This window comes from Streptomyces luomodiensis, assembly GCF_031679605.1.
GTDB lineage: Bacteria > Actinomycetota > Actinomycetes > Streptomycetales > Streptomycetaceae > Streptomyces > Streptomyces luomodiensis.
This window is the reverse complement of the sequence record NZ_CP117522.1, coordinates 266,839-289,285: the sequence shown is the minus strand read 5'-3', so window position 1 is coordinate 289,285 and position 22,447 is coordinate 266,839. Positions and strand designations below refer to the sequence as shown.

Genomic DNA, 22,447 nt, shown 5'->3' with positions numbered 1-22,447 from the left:
GGCATGGACACGGATCACCAGGCGCAAGGGTCACGCATGACGTCACCGGTGGGTTTCACCCTCTTGCAACTCCGCTACTTCCTCGTCGCCGCCGAGCGCGGTTCGATGACGGAGGCGTCCGGGGAGCTCCACATCGCGCAGTCCGCCGTGTCCGCGGCCATCCACAACCTGGAGCGCGACCTACGGGTCCAGCTGTTCATCCGCCGCAGGGGCCGGGGACTGACCCTGACGCCGGCGGGGGAGAGGCTTCAGCAGCATGCGCGCGAGCTGCTGGCCCGCGCGCGCGAGGTCGAGCGGGAGGCCCGGGGAGACGGCGAGACCATCTCCGGGCCGGTGGCCGTCGGCTGCTTCGTGACGCTGGCCCCGTACTACCTGCCGCCCCTGTTCAGCGAATGCACCAGCCGCTACCCGGACATCGAGATCGACGTGGTGGAAGCGGAGACGGATCAGCTCGTCCAAGCCCTGGGCGCGGGGCACATCGACTTCGCCCTCACCTACGACCTCGGCCTGTCGGCCGAACTTGACCTGCGCAGCGAGACGATCGCGCACGCCCCGGCCTACGTCATCGTCCCGGCCGATCACCCGCTGGCCCGGCAGGGCACCGTGGAGCTGGCCGAACTGTCCGCGGAACCCCTCGTCCTGCTCGACCTGCCGCACAGCCGCGACTACTTCCGCTCGCTGGTGGCCGCCACCGGCACCGCGCCCGATGTCCGCTACCGCACCCAGAGCTACGAAACCGTACGTTCCCTGGTGGCCCGGGGACTCGGATACTCCGTGCTGAACCAGCGGCCGGCGACCAGCCAGACCTACGGCGGTGGCGAGATCGCGGAACTGGAGCTGCGGGACGGAAGCCCCCCGCTCGAAGTCAAGATCTCCTCTGTGAAAGGTATGACCCAGACCGCCCGTGCCCGAGCGGTGATGGAACTGCTGCGGCAGATCGCCACCCGCCCTGCCAGGGCCTGAGCCCTCGTGCCCCCAAACGCCATCAGGTCGACTGCTCGCCACGATGGTCGTAAGCGCGCTGAAACGACTGGATCACATCCATGTTCTCCACCGTCCAGTTGTACAGCTCGCCGAACGGACCCTGGAGGGACCGGCCGAGCGGCGTGAGCGAGTACTCCACTCCGAGCGGCCGGCCGGGCAGCACTCGCCGGGTGATCATCCCATTGCGCTCAAGGCGGCGTAGCGTCTGAGTGAGAACGCGCTGCGTTATGCCTTCAAGGCGTCGCTTGATCTCGTTGAACCGTCGCGGTTCGCTGAGCACTGCCAGAACCAGCATCGACCACTTGTCCGCGATCTGGTCGAGGATGGTGCGGCTCGGACAGTCGGCTCTGTAGACGACGTCGTGCGTCATGTCGGTATCCCTGAGCATCCCTAGGATGGTGAAAGTGCGTAGTTGACGTTCCCTGGCAGCCAACTCAACCTAGGTATACATCGGGAACCTACAGGTATTCAAGCGCTCGCGTGGTCTTCGGCGACCCGGGTGTGGAATGGGAGAGTTGGCGTGTCCGGAGAATTCCCTATGACAGAGGAGTATCCGACCCTGCGAGTGTCGCTGGATCGGGGAGTGGCGAACGTCGTCATCGACAACCCGCCGGTGAACGTACTCGACGTTCAGCTCATGACAGACGTGCTGAAATTCCTCAAGAAGGTTCGCCAGGATTCTTCTGTCAGGGTCATCGTCTTCAGCAGCGCCGATCCGGAATTCTTCATACCCCATGTCGACATGACGCTGATCGACGAACCCACGGCCTTTGACGAACTGGCTTTGGAGGCGCCGGAGGGACTGAACGTATTCCAGGCGTTCGGCGAGGCCGTGCGGCACCAGCCACAGGTCACGATCGTCAAGCTGGCGGGTATCGCACGCGGCGGTGGGGCCGAGTTCGTGACAGCTGCCGACATGACGTTCGCCAGCAAGGAAAAAGCGAGGCTCGCTCAGGTCGAAGTGCTGATGGGCATCACACCCGGCGGCGGCGCCACCCAGTACCTCGGGCAGCGTCTGGGCCGCAATCGCGCACTCGAGATCCTGCTCGGCGGCGACCCGGTCGACGCGGAGACCGCCGAGCGCTATGGCTGGATCAACCGCGCACTGCCCGCCGACGAGCTCGACGCCTTCGTCGACCGGCTCGCTCGGAACATCGCGGCGCTGCCTGATGGCGTCATCGGGGCAGCCAAGGCGGCCGTGCCGGCGGTGGACCTGGACGGGGGATTCACTTGCGAGCACCAGGCGTGGGCCGGCCTGTTCGCCCTGCCCGCCGCCGAGAAACTCATCCGGGGCGGTCTCGAACGTGGCGCCCACACCCGAGAGGGTGAGCTCCGACTCGAGGACCTGCTCCGTGACCTGTGGGAAGAGCTGAAGGGGCAGCCGAACGGCTGACGCACGCGGAGAGGCGGCCGCCTGGCCGCAAGCCGCTGAGACCGGCCTCATGCCGACGGACGTACACGGCGGCTGTCCGCTGGTTCCGCTTTCGTCAGTCCTCACGTACCGCGGCGTGGGCACGGTCGCCGTTGTTCGGCCCTGGGGACCATCGGTACAACGGCTAACGCTAAGGGGCGGCTACTGTCCGCCGGGTGCCGGTGGAATTCTCAACTGATGAGCAGGCCGCGTCGCACGGGAAGTTCAACGAGGAGCCGACCCGGCCCGAGCTGGAGCGGTTCTTCTTCCTCGACGACGAGTCGGTGGTCAACCCGGTCATCGAGGCCCTGGCCTGCTCCCGGCTGGTCCACATCGACCAGTACTACCTGCGCGCCGACACCACCGCCGTGGCCAACCCGAAGCTGATCAACGCCCAGGCCGAGGTACCGATCGTGGCGTACTGGGGCGACGGGCTGCACGCCACCGTCGCGCGGGCTGCGGTTCGTCGTCCCCGTCCGTACGATCAACGCCGCGCCGTCGCCGAAGTACTTCGGCGACGGCGCGGCATCACCTGGCTGAACGCCGTCAACGACCAGGTCGCCGGGATCGGGCAGATGGTGGTGCCGGGCACGCCGCGCGACTCGCTGCACATCCTGGACGCGCTGGTGAACCTGGACGGCGGGGTGAAGCCGGAGACTGTGGCGATCGACAACGCCTCCTGTTCCGACGTGGTGTTCGGCCTGTTCAAGATCCTCGGCTACACCTTCAGCCCGCGGTTCCGTGACCTGGACGGCCAGCGGTTCTGGCGGACGAGCTTGCCCGGGGTGGAGACGGGGACGTACGGGCCGCTGGAGGACATCGCGCGGGACCGGGCGAACCTGAACAAGGTGATCGTGCACTGGCCGGACATGCCGCGGGTGGCCGGGTCACCAACCAGGTGAGGGCCTATGACCTGCTGCGGATGTTCGGGTGTGAGGGGCGTCCCACGCCGCTGGGGCAGGCGTTCGCCGAGTACGGGCGGATCGCCAAGCCCCTGCATCTGCTGGCCGTGGTCGACCCGGTGGACGACACCTACCGCCGCCAGATGAACCGGCAGCTCACCGTGGAGGAGTCCCGGCACATGCTCGCGAGGGACGTGTGCCACGGCAAGCGCGGCACCATCCACCAGGCGTACCGGGACGGGCATGGAGGACCAGCTCGGCGTGCTCGGCCTGGTCCTGAACGCCGTGGTGCTGTGGACGACGAAGCACACCGACATCGCCGTGGCCCAGCTCCGCGCCGAGGGTCACGACATCCGCGACGAGGACGTCGCGCGGCTGTCCCCGCTCAAGCACAAGAACGCCGCCGCTGTCTTCGCTGGAGGCTTGACCTGGTACCTGGGGCAGTCGCCCTGCGGCCAGGGGGTCAACCGGTCAGGGCGGCGAGGGTGGCGTCCAGGTCGGTGGCCTTGGGCTGGTTGTGGGGGAGCTTGGCGAGGATCTTGGCCATGCCGCAGGTATTGGTGAGGGCGGAGACAACCAGACCGCCGGCGACGCCCGCGGAGAGCCAGCGGGCCGCATTCCTACGTCGTCCGGCTATGAGGCCGGTCAGGACCAGCGTTCCGGCGGCGAGGCGGACCTGGCGGTCCATGGCCCAGGGAGTGCGGGTGCCGGCGGGTCGGTGGGTGTCGTGGCCGCGCTGTGTCCAGGCGGTGGTGCCGCCGGTGAGGGTGGCGGCGGTGATGCCCTGGTCGGCCAGGCGCCGGCAGGCTCGGGCGGAGCGGGCGCCGGAGGCGCACACGATGAGGAGGTCGCCGCGGTCTGCCGCGGTCTTCAGGGCGGGCAGGGCGGCATCGAGGCGGTCGAGGGGAATGCTGTGGGCGCCGGGCAGGTGGCCGGAGGCGTATTCGCCGGGGGTGCGCACGTCGATGACGGTCAGCTCGTGCAGGCGGGCGTTGGCCTGATCGGCGGTGAGGGCGATGGTGGTGGGTGGCACGGGGGATTTTCCTTTGCTTGGTTCGGGTTACCCCTTCGGTAGGATACCCAAGGGGGTATCTCTAAGGAGCGTGGGTCGTGGAACTGGCGATGGCGGCTGAGGAACTGAAGACGGTGGTCAACCGGCTGCGCCGGGCACAGGGACAGATTGCCGGCGTGATCAAGATGATCGAGGAGGGGCGGGACTGCGAGGACGTCGTCACCCAGCTCGCCGCGGCGTCCCGGGCTCTGGACAAGGCCGGTTTCGCGATCATCGCCACCGGCCTGCAGCACTGCCTGACCGATGCGGACATGGCCGCCTCCGGCGACCGGGAGCAGATGCGTACCCGGCTGGAGAAGCTGTTTCTTTCTCTGGCCTGAGCTGTGGTGCCGCGGCACACTGCGTGCTTGGCGGACCCGGCAGTGGACTGTGGCGGGCCTCGGTGCCCTGGCCACAGCGATCCTGGTCGGCGCCCCCACCGACGTGGTGCCCAATCCGCCTGTCCGGCCGGTCGGTACCCGTGCAGTGGTGGAACTACCCGGCCCTCGCCGTCACGGCCGCACTGACCGGCATCGTCCTGATGCGCAGACGGCTGGAGAGGTTCTCCCTGTCCCTCGCCTGAGCCGTTGCTGGTCCTCGTGTTCAGACGATCACGTCAACGAGCATGAAGGCCGCCACCGCCAGCAGCACGCCGGCGAAGATTTTCTGAAGGGTGGTGCCGGAGATCTGCGCCGCGAGCCGTTTGCCGTCCCAGGCGCCGAGGATCGCGGCGCCGGTGAAGGGGCCGATGATCTCCCAGCGGAGCCCGCCACTGGTGCCGGTGCGAGCGGCGAGCGCGGCGAGTGAGTTCACCGTGATGACGAGCAGGCTGGTGCCCACCGCCCGCCGCATGGCCAGTCCCAGGACGCTCACCAGGGCGGGCACGGCGAGGAATCCCCCACCGACCCCTAGAAAGCCCGTCACGGCGCCGAGTCCGGCACCGGCACCGGCCGCCTTGCCGGGCCGGATTCGGTCCGGCGGCTCTGACGCGGACGGACGCAGCATACGCACGGCCGCCAGCGCGGCGATGACTGCGAACGCCGCCGTCAGCACCGCTTCGGGAAGGCGCCCGGCGACGGCCCCGGCGAGGAAGGCGGGCACGATGCCCGCCGCAGCGAACAGCGTCCCCGTCCTCCATGCCACGTTCCCGTCGCGGGTGTGGGCGTACAGGGCGGTGGCGGAGGTGGCGGTGACGATGATCAGGCTGGCCGTGGTGGCGGCGGCCGGAGTGAAGCCGAGCAGGTAGATCAGTGCCGGCACGGCAAGGACGCTGCCACCGCCGCCGAGGGCTCCAAGCGCGAGACCGATGACGGCCCCGGCGATGAGAGCGAGAACGAGTACAGTCACGCTATCCGGCCACTGTTCCCGCGCTCGTCGACCACCGGGTACCCGGCGGCGGCCCACGCGTTCATACCGCCCTCGACGTCCACCGCCTGCACTCCGCGCTCAGCGAGGAGATTCGCCGCCTGCTGGGAGCGGTGTCCGCTGCGGCAGATCACCACCAGCGGCGGGCCCTCCGCCTCGGTCGGTAGGGTGCCGCCGGCAACCAGTTTCGTCAGCGGTACGTGGACGGCGCCCGGGGCGTGGCCCGCGGTCCACTCGGGCTTCTCACGGACGTCCAGCAGGACCGCGTCGGGCTGATCGCCGATGGTACGGCTGCGTGCCTCGTCGACCGTGACCCGGGGCCCATTTCGGCGAAAGAGGAACATCACACGCTTCCTTCCTTACGGAACGGCCGAAATCAGCCGGAGGTCAGGGACAGCCCGGCATCCACTGCGGCGTCGAAGTCGTCGTCCACGGCGACCACGTCGCGGCCGACCGCATCCAGCAGGGAGGCGGCGATCGCTGCGCGCATCCCGCCGGCGCAGTGCACCCACACCGTCCCGTCCGGTACTTCGCCGATTCGGCCGTGCAACTCGTGGATCGGGATGTGGACCGAGCCGTCGATGTAGCCGACCGAACGCTCCGAGCCCCGGCGCACGTCCAGGACGACCACGCCGTCGCCGCGCTTGCGGACATCGGCGAGGTCGGCGAAGCGGGCACGGGGGAAGGAGGCGAGCTGCTCGCCCTCACGGACCCAGGCGGCCGGATCACCGGTGGCGGCGGCGGCCGGGCGGTCGATGCCCACCCGCGCCAGCTCCCGCTGCGCGTCGGTGATCTGCTCCGGGGTGTCGGCCAGCAGGGTGACGGGCTTGCCCCACGGGATCAGCCAGGCCAGGTAGGTGGCGAGCTTGCCCTCGCCCTCGAAGTTGAACGACCCGGCCACGTGCCCTTCGGCGAAGGCCATGCGGCTGCGCAGGTCCACCACCCACTCACCCGCGGCCAGCCGGGAGGCGAGCTCCTCGGCGTCCGCACGCCGCGGCGGGGTGAGGTCGACCGGCGCGGGGCCTGCGGCGTTGGCCGGGCCCATGTGGGCGTAGTAGGCGGGTACGTCGTCCAGCCCGGCGAGCATCTGGGCGACGAAGGTGTCCACGTCCAGGGTCAGCGCGTCGTTGGTCTCGCGCTCCTTGCCGATCGTGGTCGCGTCCCCCTCGGCCTGGGAGGAGGAGCAGAAGCTGCCGAACCCGTGGGTGGGCAGCACCGGCACCTCGTCGTCCAGCTCGTCGGCCAGACGGTGGGCGGAGGCGTGCTGGGCGCGGGCCAGCTGTTCGGTCAGCCTTGGTTCGACCAGGTCCGGGCGGCCCACGGTACCGATGAGCAGTGACCCGCCGGTGAACGCCGCCACACCGCGCCCGTCTTCGGTCAAGGCGTAGGAGGTGTGGTGCGGGGTGTGCCCAGGAGTGGCGATAGCGCGCAGCACCAGGCCCTCGTCCACCGTCACCGTGTCGCCGTCTGCAACGGGGGTGCGGGCGAACGACACGTGCGCCCCGGCCGGCACCAGGTACTGGGCGCCGGTGACGCGGGCCAGCTCCAGGCCGCCGGTGACGTAGTCGTTGTGGACATGGGTCTCGGCCACGAAAGCGATGCGCACCCCGCGGCGGGCCGCTGCGGCGATGACCTGGTCGATGTCGCGCGGCGGGTCGATGGCCACCGCGGCGCTGGGGCCGCCGGCCAGGTAGCTGCGGTTGCCCAGGCCCTCGAATTCCATGGTGTCGACGAAGAACACGGCTCATGACTCCTCTCGAACATGTACCCCGGGGGGTATCGGACGCTCACTCTAACAGCTATACCCCGGGGGGTATTCCAACGGGCGGAAACCACCCGCTCAAGGCGTCGCCTGGCGCCTTGCGGGTACCCGGCGGGGCATAGCGGAATGAGGCGTTCCGTGCTATCCGGGAGTGTCCGTCTCCTACGACCGCACCGTCCGCCTCGACGCCGACTCCGACACAGCCGTCACCGCCGTACGCAAGGCCCTGGCCGACCAAGGCTTCGGCATCCACACCGAGATCGACGTGAAAGCCACCCTCAAGGCGAAACTCGGCCACGGCATGGAGGACTACCTGATCCTCGGTGCGTGCAACCCGCCGCTCGCCCACCAGGCCCTGGAAGCCGACCGCAGCATCGGCCTGCTCCTGCCCTGCAACGTCGTCCGCCGCGACGGCGACACCACGCTCGTTCAGGCCGGAAACCGGCGGTAGGCCACCCGGCCACCGGGACAAGATCCATCTCAGCGCGGCGGGCCGCCCGGCACCAGCACCAGGGGGAACGAAAACCATGGACAAGACGACCAAGAAGACCCGGCACACGCCGCCGCTGTCCGCCGACCGCCTCCGAGCGGGCTGGCAGGGCCCACCCACATCCGCCTGGCCCGCGGCCAGGACGTCGAGGCGGTGAACGCGCTGATGGCCACCACCGGCGACGGCGTCAGGATCATCCCGGTCCCGTAGGCCGCCATCGAGGCCGGCTCGGCATCCTCCGCCATGCTCACCGGGTTCGGCGGAACCGGCACGAAGGCGTACCACGACGCCGCCGCCCACACCTTCACCGACCGGCCCATGAACGAGGCCCTGACCACCGCCTCCCTGACGCTGGTCGCCACCGAAGAGCAGGACCGAACCATCGGTGTGCTCTCCGCCACGGGGCGACGACCAGTGCGCCTTCACCCGCTGGCGCCCCGCCGCTGATGAGGGCCCCAAGTAACCCGGACGGCGCAGACAGCGCTGAAGGAGGCGTGACCACGACGACGCGGCTCACGCCCGCCATCGGCGGACGCCTCGGGGCACGGAGCCCGCAAGATCAACGGCTTGGCGTTAACCGCTGTACCGATGTTCCCCAAGGCCGTTGTTCACCGCGTCCGCGCGGTCGGGGGTGGTGACCGGCAGCCCTGCCGCTTCCCATGCCTCAAGGCCGCCCGTCACGCTGTGGACGGAGGACCGGCCCGCGCGGATCGCCTGCGCGCCGCCCTGCACGCTGCGTGCGCCCGTGCGGCATACGAAGGCCAGTGGACCGTCGGGCAGATCCGACAGCGCGGCCGGCAACGTGCTGAGCGCGGCGTGCACGGCGCCGGTCGGGTGACGCGCTGCCCATTCATCGTCCTCGCGGACATCGACCAGCGTGAGTTTCCCGTCCGCGAGGCGGCGATACGCCTCGGCAGGAGACAGCTCAGCGGGCGTGTGACCGTCGCCGGAGTCCAAGCTCTGCTTCGTGGCGGGCAGGACCGTCCTGATCGCCTCGTAATTCGAGGCATGGGCGATGGCTATCTGCTGTCCCATCATCGGGCAGACGTTCATCGCCTCTTCCCAGTGAGCGGTGGACTCCCATTCCGCCACATTGACGAGATGGAATGTGCTCCCCGGAACGATCGTGCGGAACATATACGTCCGGATGAAACCGGGTTGAGCCGCCATCACGTCTGCGGCGCCCTGCCAGGCGTCGAGATAAGCGCTTTCCTTCTCTTCGTCGATCTCGATCGGAATGATCACGACGTGGCGGTTTTCCATCTGCCGCATCCTCTGTTCTGTGACGCAATTGCCGCTTCTGACGTGCCGCTCGAGCCGGAGGGGTTCCGGGTGATGAGCCGGCACTTTCTGAATGCAGCCTGCGCGCATGCGTCCATGGCGGCAACGTACTTTGCTGAACCGGCAAATCGGTCGGTCGGCGCGGTGATGCGGACCGCCTCGGCAGGGCGTCCGGTGTGGTCGGCCTGGACGGCGAGCGTCAGACGGCGGTCAGTCCGCCGTCGACCAGAATCTCAACCCCGGTGATATACGAGGCCTCTTCGCTGGCGAGGAAGAGGACGGTGTCGGCGACCTCCCGTACCTCCCCGGCCCGCTTCATCGGCACCCCGTCGATCTGCTTGGCCCGCCACACCGGGTCGGCGGAGCCGCGGGAGGTGCGCATCGCCGGCAGCATGCCCGGTGCGACCGCGTTGACGCGGATCCCGGCATCGGCGTAGTGCACCGCCGCGGTGGTCGTCATCGACTTCACGGCGGCCTTTGACGCGCCGTAGCCCAGGTGCACGCCGAGCTGGCCGATGGAGGCCGAGATGGAGGACAGGTTGACGATCGAGCCGCCGCCGGAGCGGGCCATGGCGGCGGCGCCGTGCTTGATGCCGAGGAACACACCCTTCGCGTTGACCTGCATGAGCTGGTCGAAGAACCGGGTGCTGGTCAGGTCGGGGTCGAAGGTGCCGCTGATCCCCGCGTTGTTGACCAGGATGTCGAGCCGTCCGAACTCCGCGAGGATCACCTCGATCGCGGCGGTCCATGAGCTCTCGTCCGTGACATCGAGGTGCAGGTAACGGGCCTGCCCGCCGGCGGTCCGGATCCCGTCGACGACCAAGGCGCCGTCCTCGTCGGCGATGTCGGCGATGACAACGGTCGCGCCCTCACGACTGAACGTTTCGGCGGTGGCACGCCCCATACCGCTGGAGGCACCGGTGATCAGGGCTACCTTGTCGTGCAGGCGCATGAGTGTCCTTTCTTGGCCGGCCGGAGCCGGCTCTTGTGTGGCGGGGGCGGAAACCATGGACCGGGTGAGTGCGCTGCTATGCGGGTGCGGCGCCGGTGAGCGCGCGGCCGAGGATGCGGCGGACGTCGGCCTCCGTGACAAGCCTGGGATTGGCGTAGGGATGGGCGAGTGCTTGGGAGACCACGGTCTCCACACCGTCCTCGGGCATGCCCAGCGCCGTGAGTGACATGTCGGCGCCGAGGCTCCGCGCAAGGTGGAACAGCTGGGAAGCCGGCTCGGTGGTGTCGAGTGCCGTCTCCAGTGCGGTCCGCGCCGCCGGTGCCGCCGGGAGGTTGAAGGCGAGAACGTGGGGGAGGACCGCGGTGTGGGTCTCGGCGTGCGGCAGGTTGAAGGTGCCGCCGAGAATGTGGCAGAGCTTGTGGTGCAAGGACATCGTGGTAGCACCCAGTACGCTGCCGGCGAGCCAGGCCCCGTACAGGGCGTCGGAGCGGGCGTCGATGTCGTCAGGATCGGCGACCACACGAGGCAGGGCGTCGGCCAGGGCCCGCGCCGCTTCCGCCGCCATCAGCGTGTGGATCGGTGAACTGTCGGGCGCGTACAGGGCCTCCGCGGCGTGTGCGAGGGCGTTCACGCCACTGGTCACCGACAGCGCGGACGGGAGCGTCGTGGTCAGTTCCGGGTCGTAGACCACAACGGACGGCAGGACGCGGGGGTCCCGTCCGGTGGTCTTCCGGCCATCGGTGGTCAGGCCCCAGATCGGCGTCATCTCCGATCCGGCGTAGGTGGTCGGCACAGCGACGATCGGCAGGCCGGTGTCCTTCGCGACGGCCTTCGCCAGACCGATCGCGGAGCCACCGCCGATCGCGAGGCAACCGTCCGCGCCGATCTCCCGCGCTCGCGCCACGGTTTCCGCCGCGACGGCTGCCGGCACGTGCATCGTGGCGTGCGGGTGCAGATCGGCGATCCGGTCGCCGAGCGGGGCCGCCAGTTCGGCGGCGAGGTCCGCGTGTCCGGGTGTGCACACCACGATGAGCCGGTGCAGGCCGAGTCGGTCGATTTCCTCGGGCAGCCGTGCTCTCGCGCCCGCCGCGAAGACGACCCGGCCTGGACGGTTCTCGTGGATGAAGTGGTGGCTCATGGCCGTACCCGGTCCAGGACGACGTCGAACGTGAGCAGCCGGAAGGGGTTGGCGACACCGTACCGCTCGGCGCGGAGCGGATCGTCAACGGTCGTGACCGGCCTGATCAGAGACTCCTTCACCCCGAACACCGTGTCGGAGTCCAGATACGGGCTGCCTTCGACGAAGACGTGGGTGGTGATGGGGGCGTGCCCGTCGGCTTCGGCGATGACGTGGATGTGCGCGGGCCGGTTGGGGTGGCGCTTGGTGGCGGTGAGCAGTCGGCCGACCGGTCCGTCGTCCGGGATCGGATAGTAGCGGGGGACCACGGTCCGCAACCAGAAACGGCCGTCGTCGTCAGCGGTGAACAGCCCCCGGAGGTTGCGCTCGGGCTGTGTCTCGGGTTGCTGGACGTCGTAGAAGCCGGCCCCATTGGCCTGCCACACGTCCACCCGGGCTCCGGGCAGCGGCGTACCGTCGGACGACCGGACCTGTCCGGCGAACACACAGGGCTCGCCCTCGCCGTCGAGCGAGATGTTCGCGCCCAGCTCGCGGGGCGGTGAGTCGACCATGTGGAACGGGCCGAGGACGGTGGTGTCGGTGGCGGCCGCCGATCTACGGTTGTTGATCGCGTCGACCAGCATCGACACCCCCAGCACATCGGACAGCAGGACGAACTCCTGGCGGGTGTCGTCGCACATGTGCCCGATCGCGGTGAGGAAGTCGATCGCTTGTTGCCATTCCGCCTCGGTGGGCTCGATGTCCTTCACGAAAGCGTGCAGGTGCTCGACCAGCCTCGTCATGATTTGCTTCAGCCGTGCGTCCGGAGTGCCGGCGAAGCTCTCCGTGACGATCTCGACCGAAGCTTCCTCGGAGAAGCCGGTGGTCGGGGTGGTCATCGACCCTCCTCGAGCGTGGTGGTCCAGGACGGTGCGGTGACACCGGCGCGGCCGAGTGTGAGGGCGCCCGCGTCGAAGGCGAGCCGGGCCGCTTCCGCGGCGGGCCGGGCGTCGAGATCGTCGGAGAAGACCTCCACCGAGACCGGCGCGTTGACACCGTGTTCCCGCAGAGCGCGGAGCACGCCGAGTGTGTCCCCGGCTCCCTGGCCGGGGAGCAGCCGCCGGTGCCGGGCCTCATCGGTCAGATCGGGACCGGGCTGGGGGAGTACGTCGCACAGCTGAAGGGTGGTGATCGCGGAGGGGGGAATGCCGGCGAGATCCTGGGTCCTGGCGCCGGAACGGAACCAGTGCCACAGGTCCAGGGTGATTCCGCCGTTCGGCCGGTTGGCCGCCGAGACCACCCGCCACGCCTCGTCCAGCGTGCGGACATGGCTGTAGGGGAGGAACTCGAACCCGACCAGAACGCCGTGCTCGGCGGCGCGGTCGCACAACGCCCCGAACGGCTCCACGAGCTCCGGCAGCGGATGCTCGGCGAACATCGGGACGTTGAGGTGGCGGATGCCGATCCGGTCGGCGAAGGAGAACATGGCTTCCTCCACCGGATCCTCGCCCTTGCCCCAGTCCCAGTTGTGCTCCATCTCAAGGACCCGCAGGCCGTGTTGGTCGAGCAGATCGCGGATCTGCCCGTCGGGCATGTTCGCGTGGAGATAGTCGCTCACCCGCAGGCCGATGCCGGCGAACCCGGCCCTGGCCGCCGCGGCCACCCGGGTGGGCAGGTCGGCGGTACGCAGCGTGTTGGCGCTGCAGTTCAGGAATACCGTGGTCATCTCGATGCCCTCACTCTTCGCCGGGGTGGCCCGGGGTGGCTGATCCCGCCAGCCACTTCGAGCCCTCGTCGTACAGGCGCCGCACCGCCTCCCCGGTCAGACCGGGCAGTCCGGTCTTGACCGTGAACCCGGCCTTGGTCTGCAGATAGCCCAGGTGGCGATAGCCGATGGGGAACCGGCCGAGCAGCTCCGGGTCGAGTTCCAGCCGCGCGGACGGGTCGACCGGATCGAGCCGGTCCTTCTCGTAGATCGGTTGCCGGCGGACGACCTTCCACTGACCGTCGTACCGGCCGCAGAAATCGTAGAAGCGGCCGACGCAGACCACGTCGACCTCGACCCCGTCGATGCTCGCGCGCTGGTTGATCGTCATCTTCGTCTGGGCGATGGCCCGGTCGCCGTTGATGTCGGCGGTGTGTCCCCCCAGGAAGTGCAGAATGCTCACGCCGCTGTCGAAACCCGCCCGGCTGACGTCGATGAACTCGGCCGCCGGTCCCTGGAACCATGTGGCGCTCATCCATCCCTCGGTCGGATGCCACACCGTGGCGAAACGCTCCCAGTCCGCGGCGTCGCGCCACACGGCCCAGTTCTCGACCAACTCGCGCAGTGCCAGTTTGTCTTCGAGACGTGTCGACACGCTCAGAACCTCCTTGATGCTCATTGGATCGTCGGCGCCAGTTGTGTCCCGGCGGCCACGTGTATCACTTCACCGGTGATGTTCCGGGCTCGCTCCGACACCAGGAACGCCACGGCGTGCGCGACGTCCACCGGCTCCACGAGCCTGCCCAGCGGCGAGGCCTCGGTGAATCGGTCGACGCGGGCCTCCAGGACCCCGGCGTCGGCCTTCTGGGTGTTGAACGAGGTGTCCACGAAGCTCGGTGCGACGACGTTGACGGTGACCCCGAGTGGGCCGAGCTCATGGCACGCCGTGCGGGTCAGGCCGACGATCCCCGCCTTCGACGCGGCATAGGCGGGTGTCACACCACCACCGAGCCACACACGTGAGCCGATGGAGACGACCCGGCCGCCGCCCTGGCGCCGCCACAGGGGCACACAATGTTTGATCATGAGTGCGGGTCCGGTCAGGTTGACGTCCAGCGTCGCCCGCCAGGTGTCCGGCTCCATGCTCCGCACCGCGTGCGGCGGCTCGATACCGGCGTTGTTGACCAGGGCGTCGACGCGGCCCCACACCATGTCCACGTGGTCGATGGCGGCCCGGACCGACTCCTCGTCGGAGACGTCGGCCTCGACACCGAGCACCTCGCCGGTGCCGGCCAGCCGGCCGGCGGCTTCCTGCGCCCCGCGGCGGTCGAGCAGCGCGACCCGGAAGCCGTCGTCGAGCAGGACGGTGGCGATGGCCGTGCCCATCCCGCCGGCGCCGCCGGTCACGATCGCGACGGGCGCGGTCACGAGATGCGCTCCGACGCGTGGCTCCGCTGAGCCGTTCCCCGGTGCCGCGACGCGAACTCGGTGATCGTGCGCGCCAGGGCCTGCGGCATCGACAACATCGGGGAGTGGCTCGAGACCAGCTCACTCGACGACTCCACCCGGCTCGCCATCATCCGCTGGACCTCCGGTGTGCAGGCCCGGTCCAGGGTGCACACCACGAAGTGCGAGGGGACGGTGCGCCAGGCCGCGTTGGAGACGACCGCCGCCCGGGTGCCGGCGTGTTCGGGTGTGAGGCGCTCGACGGCCCTGGTCGCATCGGCCGGCGTGCAGTCGTGGTAGAAGGCGTTCCGCGCGATGTCCGGATCGATGACCAGGTAGTCACCGACCTGACGGATGTCGTCCTTGCCCGCCTGCGAGCCCGCCTCGGCGTCGTTGACGGACGCGACCGACTCCCCGGGTTCCAGACAGAACGCGCTCACGAAGACCATGGCCCGCACCTGGGGGGCGTCACCGACCTCGGTCAGCAGAGCTCCGGAATAGGAATGTCCGACGAGTACGACGTCACCGCGCACATCGGCGAGGACGCGGGCGAGATGGTCGCAGTGTCCCTGGAAGGTCGGATCGCCCGGTGAACGGTCCTTGCCCGGCAACGTGACCTGGACACAGGGATGGCCGGCCGCTTCGAGCAGCGTCGCGACCCGTTCCCAGGCCCAGGAGCCGTGCCACATCCCGTGGACGAGAACGATGGTGGGAAGGGTGGTCACAGCGCGGTCCTCTCGGCCAGTTCGCGGTCCATGGCGGGCTTCTCCTTCGGGGGTGAGGGGCGGTCGCGCAGACAGTAGGTGAGTGCCATGCCGACGAGGTGGATGCCGGCAAGGACCCACAGCGTTCCGGCGACTCCGAGCGGCGTCACCAGTCCGGCCACCACAGGGCCCAGGAACTGGCTCACACCCGCACCGAGGTTGAGGATGGCGATCGCGCCGCCGATGCGGTGCGGAGCCAGCGCGGGCATGATCGCGGACAGCGGGACGTAACCGGAGAGCCCGGCACCGTACACGATGCCCACCACGAGGATGGCCCAGAAGCCCGAGCCGAGCAGTTTCGGCACATAGTAGAAGGCGGGAACGCTCACCGCGCAGAGAAGTCCGCCGAACCATGCCACGGTGCGGATGCGGCCGATCTTGTCGGCGACGTACCCGAACACCACGTTGGCGATGATGTTGGTCAGCGTCAGCGTCCCCCACACGGTCTGCCACTCGGAGGTGGACAGCCCGACATCGTGGACCATGAAGGTGCTCAGGAAGACGACGAACGCGTAGAAGCCCAATGTGTTGATCACGCGCACGATCCCGCCGATGCCCACCTTCGGCCGTTCGACGACGATGGTGAACGCGCCGAGAATCGAGCGCAGGCTGGTCTGGAGGCCGCCCGGATCCGGCCGGCGGGCCTTGACCAGGAAAGCCAGCATGATCCCGCCGATCCCGATGAAGACCAGCGACGAGGCGAGGGTGGCGAACTCACCGATGAGCGGGATGACGGCGCCCGCGTAGTAGGAGCTGACCACTCCGAGGCCGAGCACGAAGAAGAACCAGTACCACCCGACCGCCTTGCCCATCACCTGTTCCGGCGTGTCCATGGCCAGCCAGACGAGGAACCCGTACGAGAACAGGGGGTATCCCAGGCCGCGTATGCCGAAGCTGATCAGCATGAAGGTGAAGTTCTCCTGGGCGAGCGCGGCCAGGAACGCGATCTCGAAAACGACCCAGATGCCGAATCCGGCGAGCATCACCCGCCGAGGGCCGAAGGCTTCGGCAAGGGCGCCGGAGAGCCAGGCCGCGACGGCGACGACGAACCCGTAGACGCTCCACAGCAGGGACATCTGGCCCGAGCCGAAGCCGTGCTCGGCCAGGTAGGGAGACAGGAAGCCGGACTCGATCCCATCCCCGATCATGAACAAGGTGAGTGCCACGAACCCCCAGCGGAGATTCGGGACGATGCCCTGGCGTGTCCAGAATCCAGTCATTGGTTCTCCCACCCAGTGGCAATGCGGACGCGGGCTCCGTTGTCGCTCGCCGACATGTGCAGAACCTCCTTGTTCTGTGCCGATCTCTCCGTGCTGCAGCGATCATGCAGACCATCCGTCGCCCACGCCACCATTCATTGCCATCCAGTGGCAGTCGGCTTTAGGTTGCCGGTGTGGCAGGCAGAACCAACACCCCCGGTCAGACCGTTTCCCGGCGACTGCTCGCCGTCCTGGACACCTTCGACGTGGCCCACCCCGCGTTGACCCTCACCGAAGTGGCCACGCGAAGCGGCCTGCCGGTCTCCACCGCGCGCCGTCTGATCAGCGAACTCCGCACCTGGGGCGGCCTGGAGCGGCTTGACGACGGCCGCTACCACATCGGGATGCGCCTATGGACGATCGGCGCGCTGGCCCCACAGCAGCGGGGGCTGAGAGAAGCGGCCCTGCCCTTCATGCATGATCTGTACCAGGCCACTCAGGAGAACGTTCAGCTGACGGTCCTCGAGGGCACCCAGGCTCTCTGCATCGAGAAGATCTCCAGCACCAAGGCCGTTCCGACACTGACCCACATCGGTGGCCGCCTCCCCCTGCACGCGACCGGGGTCGGGAAGGCCATCCTGGCCTTTTCCGGCGAGGAGCTGTTCAGTTCCGTCACTGAAGCGGGGCTGACCCGGATGACCCCGCACACGATCACCCAGCCCGGCCGGCTCGCGGCCGCACTGGCGGAGGTCCGCAAGTCCAAAGTCGCCTACTCACACGAGGAGATGACCTTGGGAGCCGTGTCCGTCGCCGCCCCGGTGCTCGGCCTGGACGGCCGCGTGCTGGCCGCGCTCGGCATCGTGGCGCATTCTCGAGCCGCCCTGGACCGGCTCACTCCGGCCGTGCGCACGGCGGCGCTGGGCATCGCCCGCTGGGCCAACTGAGCCGGCCGAACTGTCCCTGTCGGCGGCAGCGGTCCTGGCCGCGCGCTCTGACCGCTCAGTGGGTCTCCACGGCGTTTCGCACTGGCGGATGGCGCGGTCCAGGACCGCGCCACGCCGGTTCCGCGACAGGCGCTGCCATGGCTTGGACAGGTGCACCTCAGGGGTCAGGACACCATGCGGTCGTGGCCGTCCCCGTGGTGGGGATCAGCGGGCTTTGTCAGCCGGCCGATGGGGTGAGGCTGGTGCGGTCGAACGGGCCGCCGTGCGCGGCGGCGTACGCGATGGCGTCGTTGACGGCATCGAGGTCGAACGACCGGACCCGTTCGGGGGCGAGATCCAAAGTCCCCGCGGCGAGGAGCCGGATGATGCCGACGTTGGCGGTGCGCGGATACATCCACTGCCCACGCACGGTGATCGAGTTACGCATGATCCATGGGTACGGGAGTGCGAGGTCGTCGCCACCGAGCATGCCGACGCCGCCCATGAGGACGACGCGGCCGTACTCGCGCACCGTCATGGCCGCCGCGCGCGACGCCGAGCTGGGTGCGCTCGGCGGGAGCAGGTCGATCACCATGTCGATCGGGCCGTCGGCCGCCGCGGACATCGCCGCGCGGTCGGCGGCCTCGTCCCCGGTCAGCGGGACCGGGCGCAGACGCGGACCGAACCGGTCGGCGAGGAGGTCCAGCGCGGCCTGGTTGCGGCCCGGGGCGACCACGCGGCCCGCTCCCATCGCGAACGCGACCGCGACCGCGCTGCTGCCGAGGTTGCCGGTCGCCCCGCTGACGAGCAGCGTCTCGCCGGCCGCGAGCCCGCCCGCCAGCAGCCCGCCGTAGGAGATGGTGTGCACGGTGAGCGCGGCCCAGCGGGCCGGATCCTTCCCGGCCGCGGCGGGCAGCGGAAAGACGTTCTCCGTCGGGACCCGCATGAGCTCGGCGAACGCGCCGTCGTGCAGGTACTCGGCGAGCCGCGCGCCGCCCTCGCCGCGCGAACTCCAGCCCTGGAGCGTGATGTCGGGCGTCAGGGCATCGTCCCGCGAGCGCACCGTCGAGTCGCACCACACCAGGTCGCCGACCCGCAGCCGGGTGGCGTCGGGGCCGACGTGGACGATCCGCCCCACCGCGCCGACACCGGGCACGACAGGAGGGACAAGGGGGTACTTCCGCTTGCCGCTGAAGACTTCGGCCGCGTAGGGAGCCACGCCGGCGGCGAGGACCTCGACCACCACCTCACCGCCCCCGGCCTCGGGGTCCGGCACCTCCCGCACGGTGAGCGGGGCGCCGAACTGCGTCAGAACTGCTGCTCGCACGTGATGACCTCCATGTTCGTCCGTGCTGTGGGATCGACACTAGGAGCTGGGTGGGCATGCGGGAAGCGATGATCTGGCATTCATGGTATGCGTATGTCGCATGGACATCTCCAGCGCGGGACTGCGGGTCCTGCGGCAGATCGCCGAGTCCGGCAGCTTCACCGCGGCAGCTGCCCGACTCGGCTACACGCAGTCGGCCGTCTCACGCCAGGCCGCCGCCCTCGAACGCAGTGTGGGCACCACCCTGTTCGAACGCCGGCCGGACGGGGTACGGCTCACCCCCTCGGGCTTGACCCTGCTGCGGCACGCCCATACGGTCCTGGCCTCGCTCGCGGCGGCCGAGCGGGAACTCACTGGCACCGTCCCGCGGACCGAACTGGTGCGGCTCGGGGTGTTCCTGAGCGCGGGCGCGGTGGTCCTGCCCGCCGCGCTCGCACACCTCGCGGCGGCCGGCCCGCAGATCACGGTCACCACCAGCGAGGGCACCACGCCCACGCTGATCCGGGCGCTGCGCGCGGGCTCGCTCGACCTCGCCGTGCTGACGTCCCGCCCACCCCACCGGCCCTTCGACGGCGACTCGCCGCGCCTGCACGTCGAGACCGTCGCGGACACCGAACTGGTCGTGGCGGTGGCGTCGACCGGAGAGTTCGCCGGACGCACCTCGGTGCACGTCGACGAGCTGGTCGACGCCGCGTGGATCGCCACCCCGTCATCGAGCTCCGAGCCGCTGCTCGGCGTCTGGCCCGGCCTGCCCGGACGGCCGCGCATCCTCCACTCCGCGCGCGACTGGCTGACGAAGCTCCAGCTGGTCGCCGGCGGGTTCGGTGTGACGACGGTGCCGAACCGGCTCTCACCGGTGCTGCCGCCCGGGGTGAGCCTGCTGTGCGTCGACGGCGCACCCCCCGAGATCCGCCGGGTGCTCGTGGCACGCCTCCCCGGCCACCCCGCCCCGGCGATCACGGCCGTCACCCGAGCGATCACTTCGACCGCCTGAACCGCCGCCAAGGCCGCGCACGATCGCGTGTACGGCCCTGCACCTACTTCTCGCTCCCCGCGGCCGCGCATAACGGCCGCGGGGAGCCGGCCCGTGGCGCTGGTCGGTGCCCGTTTCCGCCGGGAGACCTGTGGCGGACCGTGGCTGCCGGAACCGCTGCTGACGGGGCCGGACGCCTCGCAACCGGTACTCGTCGATGAGTCCGTCGGTTCGGCGATGCTCCTGATCATGGAGGAGCTGTCCCCGCCGGAGCGGGTGGCCTTCGTCCTGCACGACGTCTTCGGTCTTGAGTTCGGCCGGATCGCCGAAGTGCTGGACGTCTCCGTGCCGGGTGCCCGGCAGCTCGCCTCGCGGGCGCGACGGCGGGTGGCCAAAGCGAAGCAGTCCATGCCGCAGGCGTCGAAGGCGGAACGCGAACGCGTCCTCGCGGTCTTCCGCGCTGCCTACGAGGCCGGGGCCCTGGCCGGCCTGGTCAGGCTCCTGCACCCGGACGCCGTCTACGTCACCGACGGGGCGGCAAGGTCTCCGCGGCGCGCGCGGGTGTGGCGCCAGCGGCACCCGGACCGCATCGACTTCCCCGAGGTCGGCGGCGAGCTCGCCCAGGTGTTCTACCGCGAAGGCGTGCGCGAGCAGGTGAGATCGATCGTACGAAGTGGCATACATCCACCTGCCCGCGTCTTTCCGACGACGAGCCCTGTGCGTGAACGGGCTGCGCCGAACGGACTGCTCGCCTGAATCGCCCCTCCCAGTAAGGACCTGTATGCAAGCCATCACTGTGCGAGACCGTGACGCCGGTCTCGCCGGGATGTCCCTGACGGACATGCCCTACCCCCACGCGGCCGAGAACGACGTCATCGTGCGGGTGCACGCGGCGGGCTTCACCCCCGGAGAGCTGGACTGGCCCGGCACGTGGACCGATCGTGCCGGCCGCGACCGGACGCCGAGCGTACCCGGGCACGACCTGTCCGGTGTCGTCGCAGAGCTGGGGTACGGCACCACCGGCCTGAGGGTCGGCCAGCGGGTGTTCGGCCTCGCCGACTGGACCCGCAACGGCTCGCTCGCCGAGTACGCCGCGGTGGAGGCCCGCAACCTCGCGCCGCTGCCGGCGGACATCGACCACACCCTGGCCGCCGCCCTGCCGATCTCCGGGCTGACCGCCTGGCAGGGCCTGTTCGACCACGGCCGCCTTACCACCGGCCAGACCGTCCTGGTCCACGGTGCCGCGGGCGGCGTCGGGTCGATCGCGGTACAGCTCGCCCGCGAGGCCGGCGCCCGGGTCATCGGCACCGGCCGGTCCGCCGACCGGGACAGGGCTCTCGCCCTGGGCGTCGACACCTTCCTGGACCTGCGGACCGAGGAACTGGAGGACGCCGGCGAGGCCGACGTCGTGTTCGATGTGATCGGCGGCGACATCCTCGACCGCTCGGCCGCCCTGGTCCGGGCCGGCGGCACGCTCGTCACCATCGCCATGCCGCCCAAGGTCCAGCCCAAAGAGGGGCGGGCCATCTTCTTCGTCGTCGAACCCGACCGCGCTCGGCTCACCGATCTCGCCGCGCGGCTGAGGGACGGCCGGCTCAAGCCGGTCGTCGGTGCTGTGCGGCCGCTTGCCGAAGCGCCCGCCGCGTTCGCCCCCGGCAAGCGCACTCCGGGCAAGACGATCATCCGCGTCACGCAAGACGGAACAGGAGACCGATCGTGATCGGCATGCGGATCGCCGGTGGCCTGCTGGCCGTCACCACGCTGACCGCGGCCACGGCCTGCTCGTCCTCGGACCAGCCCGCCCATGCCAAGACGCCGACCGCGGCCGTGGCATCGACGCGCCCCACCGAAACCCTCAGGCCGCTGCTCCAGCAGGCCCTTCCGAATGCGAAGGGCAAGACGTTCACCTCGGCGGTCGTCGACTTCCCGCCCAACGCACACGCGATGCCGCACCGGCACGGCCGGGCGTTCGTCTACGCCTACGTCCTCGAAGGCACCGTGCGCAGCCGGCTCGAAGGCAAGCCCGTAACCTCTGGCTCCTGCCGGAACAGACACCACCGGTGACCACGTCGCGTCCGAAGGGCGCGGCGCGCCACACGAACGAATCGGTGGTCGCCGGGTGGTACGCCCGGACGGGGTGCCCCTGTCCGCATCCGCGAGCGGCTGTGAGACGTGAGATGGATGGGGTGGGTTTATTTTATGTGGCGTACGACGAGGGCCCCGTAGTCGCGGCTGGGCGGGTCGGGGTAGTAGTCGGGGATGATGTGATTGCGGTCGGGGACGGTGTAGTGGTGGCCCCGGTACATCTCCAGGAACGGGTCGATGAGGCAGCCGTTGAGTTCCTTGAAGGCGTAGTCGCGCGCGTCGATTTCGCCGTATCGGCGGCAGTAGGCGTCGTAGCCGGGGATTTTGGCGCCGGCGAGGACGTAGTCGAGGCCGAGGCGTTGAGCGAGGTCGACTGGGGTTTCCATCATGGCTGCGTAGGCCGTGCCGCCTCTGGCGGAGCGCTTGAGCGATCCGGAGGCGAGGTAGAGCGCGTTGGCTGTGGTGAGGTCGATGTCGGGGTAGTGGCCGTGGTTGGTAACGGTGTCCCAGCTGCTGAGTTCGGATACTTCGGCGGGGGAGTAGTGGAGGGGGAAGCCCATGAGGGTTCCCACGGTTTCCCCGCTGGTGTTGTTGAAGAGCCAGAAGCCTTCGGGGAAGACCCGCAGGCGGGTGAGCATTTGTTCGCGGCTTGCGCGCTGTGGCTCTTCCCAGTCTTGTTCCACGGCCATGATGGCATCGATGTCGTCCGG

General features: G+C 69.6%; 27 protein-coding genes and 3 pseudogenes. 14 read left to right on the top strand and 16 right to left on the bottom strand.

Annotated elements, in window-relative coordinates:
- Positions 1-36 precede the first annotated feature (36 nt).
- Positions 37-963 (top strand): LysR substrate-binding domain-containing protein, encoded by a 927-nt coding sequence (locus PS467_RS01345; protein WP_311033547.1) that lies wholly within the window; start codon positions 37-39, stop codon positions 961-963.
- Positions 964-985: 22 nt separating this feature from the next.
- On the opposite strand, the gene PS467_RS01340 is transcribed toward PS467_RS01345, so the two are convergent.
- Positions 986-1,354 (bottom strand): winged helix-turn-helix transcriptional regulator, encoded by a 369-nt coding sequence (locus PS467_RS01340; protein WP_311033546.1) that lies wholly within the window; start codon positions 1,352-1,354, stop codon positions 986-988.
- A 168-nt stretch (positions 1,355-1,522) separates the two neighbouring features.
- On the opposite strand from PS467_RS01340, the gene PS467_RS01335 reads away from it, so the two are divergent.
- The 4 genes and pseudogenes from PS467_RS01335 (at position 1,523) to PS467_RS41995 (ending at position 3,861) form a co-directional block, all read left to right on the top strand.
- Positions 1,523-2,377: an enoyl-CoA hydratase/isomerase family protein gene (locus tag PS467_RS01335; protein WP_311033545.1), complete on the top strand. Its 855-nt coding sequence runs from the start codon at positions 1,523-1,525 to the stop codon at positions 2,375-2,377.
- 302 nt (positions 2,378-2,679) lie between these two features.
- The gene (locus tag PS467_RS01330; protein ID WP_432280714.1) at positions 2,680-3,297 is read left to right on the top strand and encodes a Tn3 family transposase; all 618 of its coding nucleotides are present in this window, start codon (positions 2,680-2,682) and stop codon (positions 3,295-3,297) included.
- A 20-nt stretch (positions 3,298-3,317) separates the two neighbouring features.
- Positions 3,318-3,479: pseudogene (locus tag PS467_RS42000) on the top strand (Tn3 family transposase); the annotation flags it as partial.
- Between the two features lie 61 nt (positions 3,480-3,540).
- A complete protein-coding gene (locus PS467_RS41995; protein WP_432280525.1) occupies positions 3,541-3,861 on the top strand; it encodes a Tn3 family transposase in 321 nt (106 codons plus the stop codon).
- Here PS467_RS41995 and PS467_RS01320 read toward each other — a convergent pair.
- Positions 3,761-4,330, bottom strand: a complete 570-nt coding sequence (locus PS467_RS01320) for a rhodanese-like domain-containing protein (RefSeq protein ID WP_311033543.1) — start codon at positions 4,328-4,330, stop codon at positions 3,761-3,763. The genes PS467_RS41995 and PS467_RS01320 overlap by 101 nt on opposite strands.
- A 77-nt stretch (positions 4,331-4,407) precedes the next feature.
- On the opposite strand from PS467_RS01320, the gene PS467_RS01315 reads away from it, so the two are divergent.
- Positions 4,408-4,689, top strand: a complete 282-nt coding sequence (locus PS467_RS01315; protein ID WP_010358257.1) for a metal-sensitive transcriptional regulator — start codon at positions 4,408-4,410, stop codon at positions 4,687-4,689.
- A 1-nt stretch (position 4,690) separates the two neighbouring features.
- Positions 4,691-4,889: pseudogene (locus tag PS467_RS01310) on the top strand (hypothetical protein); the annotation flags it as partial.
- A gap of 62 nt (positions 4,890-4,951) precedes the next feature.
- On the opposite strand, the gene PS467_RS01305 reads toward PS467_RS01310, so the two are convergent.
- Genes PS467_RS01305 through PS467_RS01295 form a run of 3 tightly spaced genes read right to left on the bottom strand, consistent with a single transcriptional unit; the run spans position 4,952 to position 7,454 of the window.
- Positions 4,952-5,695, bottom strand: a complete 744-nt coding sequence (locus PS467_RS01305) for a sulfite exporter TauE/SafE family protein (RefSeq protein WP_311033542.1) — start codon at positions 5,693-5,695, stop codon at positions 4,952-4,954.
- On the bottom strand, positions 5,692-6,057 hold the full coding sequence (locus PS467_RS01300) for a rhodanese-like domain-containing protein (protein ID WP_311033541.1): 366 nt from the start codon (positions 6,055-6,057) through the stop codon (positions 5,692-5,694). Before PS467_RS01300 ends, PS467_RS01305 begins: the two co-directional genes overlap by 4 nt.
- Positions 6,058-6,089: 32 nt before the next feature.
- Positions 6,090-7,454 (bottom strand): MBL fold metallo-hydrolase, encoded by a 1,365-nt coding sequence (locus PS467_RS01295; protein ID WP_311033540.1) that lies wholly within the window; start codon positions 7,452-7,454, stop codon positions 6,090-6,092.
- Between the two features lie 172 nt (positions 7,455-7,626).
- On the opposite strand from PS467_RS01295, the pseudogene PS467_RS01290 reads away from it, so the two are divergent.
- Positions 7,627-7,911 (top strand): annotated as a pseudogene (locus PS467_RS01290) (DUF302 domain-containing protein); the annotation flags it as partial.
- A gap of 297 nt (positions 7,912-8,208) precedes the next feature.
- Positions 8,209-8,412 carry a hypothetical protein gene (locus PS467_RS01285; RefSeq protein WP_311033539.1) on the top strand — a complete coding sequence of 68 codons (204 nt, stop codon included), beginning with the start codon at positions 8,209-8,211 and terminating at the stop codon, positions 8,410-8,412.
- A gap of 126 nt (positions 8,413-8,538) precedes the next feature.
- Here the strand turns inward: PS467_RS01285 and PS467_RS01280 are convergent, their stop codons facing one another.
- The 9 genes from PS467_RS01280 to PS467_RS01240 form a co-directional block, all read right to left on the bottom strand.
- Positions 8,539-9,228 carry a rhodanese-like domain-containing protein gene (locus PS467_RS01280; protein WP_311033538.1) on the bottom strand — a complete coding sequence of 230 codons (690 nt, stop codon included), beginning with the start codon at positions 9,226-9,228 and terminating at the stop codon, positions 8,539-8,541.
- Between the two features lie 217 nt (positions 9,229-9,445).
- On the bottom strand, positions 9,446-10,198 hold the full coding sequence (locus PS467_RS01275; RefSeq protein WP_311033537.1) for an SDR family NAD(P)-dependent oxidoreductase: 753 nt from the start codon (positions 10,196-10,198) through the stop codon (positions 9,446-9,448).
- A gap of 76 nt (positions 10,199-10,274) precedes the next feature.
- Positions 10,275-11,336, bottom strand: a complete 1,062-nt coding sequence (locus tag PS467_RS01270; RefSeq protein ID WP_311033536.1) for a maleylacetate reductase — start codon at positions 11,334-11,336, stop codon at positions 10,275-10,277.
- Positions 11,333-12,214, bottom strand: a complete 882-nt coding sequence (locus PS467_RS01265; protein WP_311033535.1) for an intradiol ring-cleavage dioxygenase — start codon at positions 12,212-12,214, stop codon at positions 11,333-11,335. The genes PS467_RS01270 and PS467_RS01265 overlap by 4 nt, the downstream gene beginning before the upstream one ends.
- Entirely contained in the window at positions 12,211-13,041 is an 831-nt protein-coding gene (locus tag PS467_RS01260; protein ID WP_311033534.1) for a sugar phosphate isomerase/epimerase family protein, read from the bottom strand. Before PS467_RS01260 ends, PS467_RS01265 begins: the two co-directional genes overlap by 4 nt.
- A gap of 10 nt (positions 13,042-13,051) precedes the next feature.
- On the bottom strand, positions 13,052-13,675 hold the full coding sequence (locus PS467_RS01255) for a nuclear transport factor 2 family protein (RefSeq protein WP_311033533.1): 624 nt from the start codon (positions 13,673-13,675) through the stop codon (positions 13,052-13,054).
- A 20-nt stretch (positions 13,676-13,695) separates the two neighbouring features.
- Positions 13,696-14,448, bottom strand: coding sequence for an SDR family NAD(P)-dependent oxidoreductase (locus PS467_RS01250; RefSeq protein ID WP_311033532.1), 753 nt, complete (start codon positions 14,446-14,448; stop codon positions 13,696-13,698).
- Positions 14,445-15,191 (bottom strand): alpha/beta fold hydrolase, encoded by a 747-nt coding sequence (locus tag PS467_RS01245; protein WP_311033531.1) that lies wholly within the window; start codon positions 15,189-15,191, stop codon positions 14,445-14,447. Before PS467_RS01245 ends, PS467_RS01250 begins: the two co-directional genes overlap by 4 nt.
- Complete coding sequence (locus PS467_RS01240; protein WP_311033530.1) at positions 15,188-16,450, bottom strand: MFS transporter; 1,263 nt, start codon at positions 16,448-16,450, stop codon at positions 15,188-15,190. Before PS467_RS01240 ends, PS467_RS01245 begins: the two co-directional genes overlap by 4 nt.
- Positions 16,451-16,623: 173 nt before the next feature.
- Here PS467_RS01240 and PS467_RS01235 point away from each other — a divergent pair, with 173 nt between their 5' ends.
- On the top strand, positions 16,624-17,373 hold the full coding sequence (locus PS467_RS01235) for an IclR family transcriptional regulator (RefSeq protein WP_311033529.1): 750 nt from the start codon (positions 16,624-16,626) through the stop codon (positions 17,371-17,373).
- 217 nt (positions 17,374-17,590) lie between these two features.
- Here the strand turns inward: PS467_RS01235 and PS467_RS01230 are convergent, their stop codons facing one another.
- The gene (locus PS467_RS01230; RefSeq protein WP_311033528.1) at positions 17,591-18,679 is read right to left on the bottom strand and encodes an alcohol dehydrogenase catalytic domain-containing protein; all 1,089 of its coding nucleotides are present in this window, start codon (positions 18,677-18,679) and stop codon (positions 17,591-17,593) included.
- Positions 18,680-18,779: 100 nt separating this feature from the next.
- Between PS467_RS01230 and PS467_RS01225 the strand changes: the two genes are divergently transcribed.
- The 4 genes from PS467_RS01225 to PS467_RS01210 all read left to right on the top strand — a co-directional run bounded on the left by PS467_RS01225 (position 18,780) and on the right by PS467_RS01210 (position 21,716).
- Positions 18,780-19,673: a LysR family transcriptional regulator gene (locus tag PS467_RS01225; RefSeq protein ID WP_311033527.1), complete on the top strand. Its 894-nt coding sequence runs from the start codon at positions 18,780-18,782 to the stop codon at positions 19,671-19,673.
- Positions 19,674-19,766: 93 nt separating this feature from the next.
- Positions 19,767-20,408, top strand: coding sequence for a sigma factor-like helix-turn-helix DNA-binding protein (locus PS467_RS01220; RefSeq protein ID WP_432280524.1), 642 nt, complete (start codon positions 19,767-19,769; stop codon positions 20,406-20,408).
- Between the two features lie 25 nt (positions 20,409-20,433).
- Positions 20,434-21,372 (top strand): NADP-dependent oxidoreductase, encoded by a 939-nt coding sequence (locus PS467_RS01215; protein WP_311033526.1) that lies wholly within the window; start codon positions 20,434-20,436, stop codon positions 21,370-21,372.
- Positions 21,369-21,716, top strand: coding sequence for a cupin domain-containing protein (locus PS467_RS01210; protein ID WP_311033525.1), 348 nt, complete (start codon positions 21,369-21,371; stop codon positions 21,714-21,716). Before PS467_RS01215 ends, PS467_RS01210 begins: the two co-directional genes overlap by 4 nt.
- 128 nt (positions 21,717-21,844) lie before the next feature.
- Here PS467_RS01210 and PS467_RS01205 read toward each other — a convergent pair whose 3' ends face one another.
- On the bottom strand, positions 21,845-22,426 hold the full coding sequence (locus PS467_RS01205) for a hypothetical protein (protein WP_311033524.1): 582 nt from the start codon (positions 22,424-22,426) through the stop codon (positions 21,845-21,847).
- Between the last annotated feature and the right edge of the window lie 21 nt (positions 22,427-22,447).

Coding starts and splice junctions, on each gene's coding strand:
- PS467_RS01345 (WP_311033547.1), top strand. CDS start 37: ATGACGTCACCGGTGGGTTTCACCCTCTTGCAACTCCGCTACTTCCTC.
- PS467_RS01265 (WP_311033535.1), bottom strand. CDS start 12,214: ATGACCACCCCGACCACCGGCTTCTCCGAGGAAGCTTCGGTCGAGATC.
- PS467_RS01270 (WP_311033536.1), bottom strand. CDS start 11,336: ATGAGCCACCACTTCATCCACGAGAACCGTCCAGGCCGGGTCGTCTTC.
- PS467_RS01205 (WP_311033524.1), bottom strand. CDS start 22,426: ATGGCCGTGGAACAAGACTGGGAAGAGCCACAGCGCGCAAGCCGCGAA.
- PS467_RS01260 (WP_311033534.1), bottom strand. CDS start 13,041: ATGACCACGGTATTCCTGAACTGCAGCGCCAACACGCTGCGTACCGCC.
- PS467_RS01340 (WP_311033546.1), bottom strand. CDS start 1,354: ATGACGCACGACGTCGTCTACAGAGCCGACTGTCCGAGCCGCACCATC.
- PS467_RS01285 (WP_311033539.1), top strand. CDS start 8,209: ATGCTCACCGGGTTCGGCGGAACCGGCACGAAGGCGTACCACGACGCC.
- PS467_RS41995 (WP_432280525.1), top strand. CDS start 3,541: ATGGAGGACCAGCTCGGCGTGCTCGGCCTGGTCCTGAACGCCGTGGTG.
- PS467_RS01225 (WP_311033527.1), top strand. CDS start 18,780: ATGGACATCTCCAGCGCGGGACTGCGGGTCCTGCGGCAGATCGCCGAG.
- PS467_RS01240 (WP_311033530.1), bottom strand. CDS start 16,450: ATGACTGGATTCTGGACACGCCAGGGCATCGTCCCGAATCTCCGCTGG.
- PS467_RS01335 (WP_311033545.1), top strand. CDS start 1,523: ATGACAGAGGAGTATCCGACCCTGCGAGTGTCGCTGGATCGGGGAGTG.
- PS467_RS01275 (WP_311033537.1), bottom strand. CDS start 10,198: ATGCGCCTGCACGACAAGGTAGCCCTGATCACCGGTGCCTCCAGCGGT.
- PS467_RS01215 (WP_311033526.1), top strand. CDS start 20,434: ATGCAAGCCATCACTGTGCGAGACCGTGACGCCGGTCTCGCCGGGATG.
- PS467_RS01300 (WP_311033541.1), bottom strand. CDS start 6,057: ATGTTCCTCTTTCGCCGAAATGGGCCCCGGGTCACGGTCGACGAGGCA.
- PS467_RS01280 (WP_311033538.1), bottom strand. CDS start 9,228: ATGGAAAACCGCCACGTCGTGATCATTCCGATCGAGATCGACGAAGAG.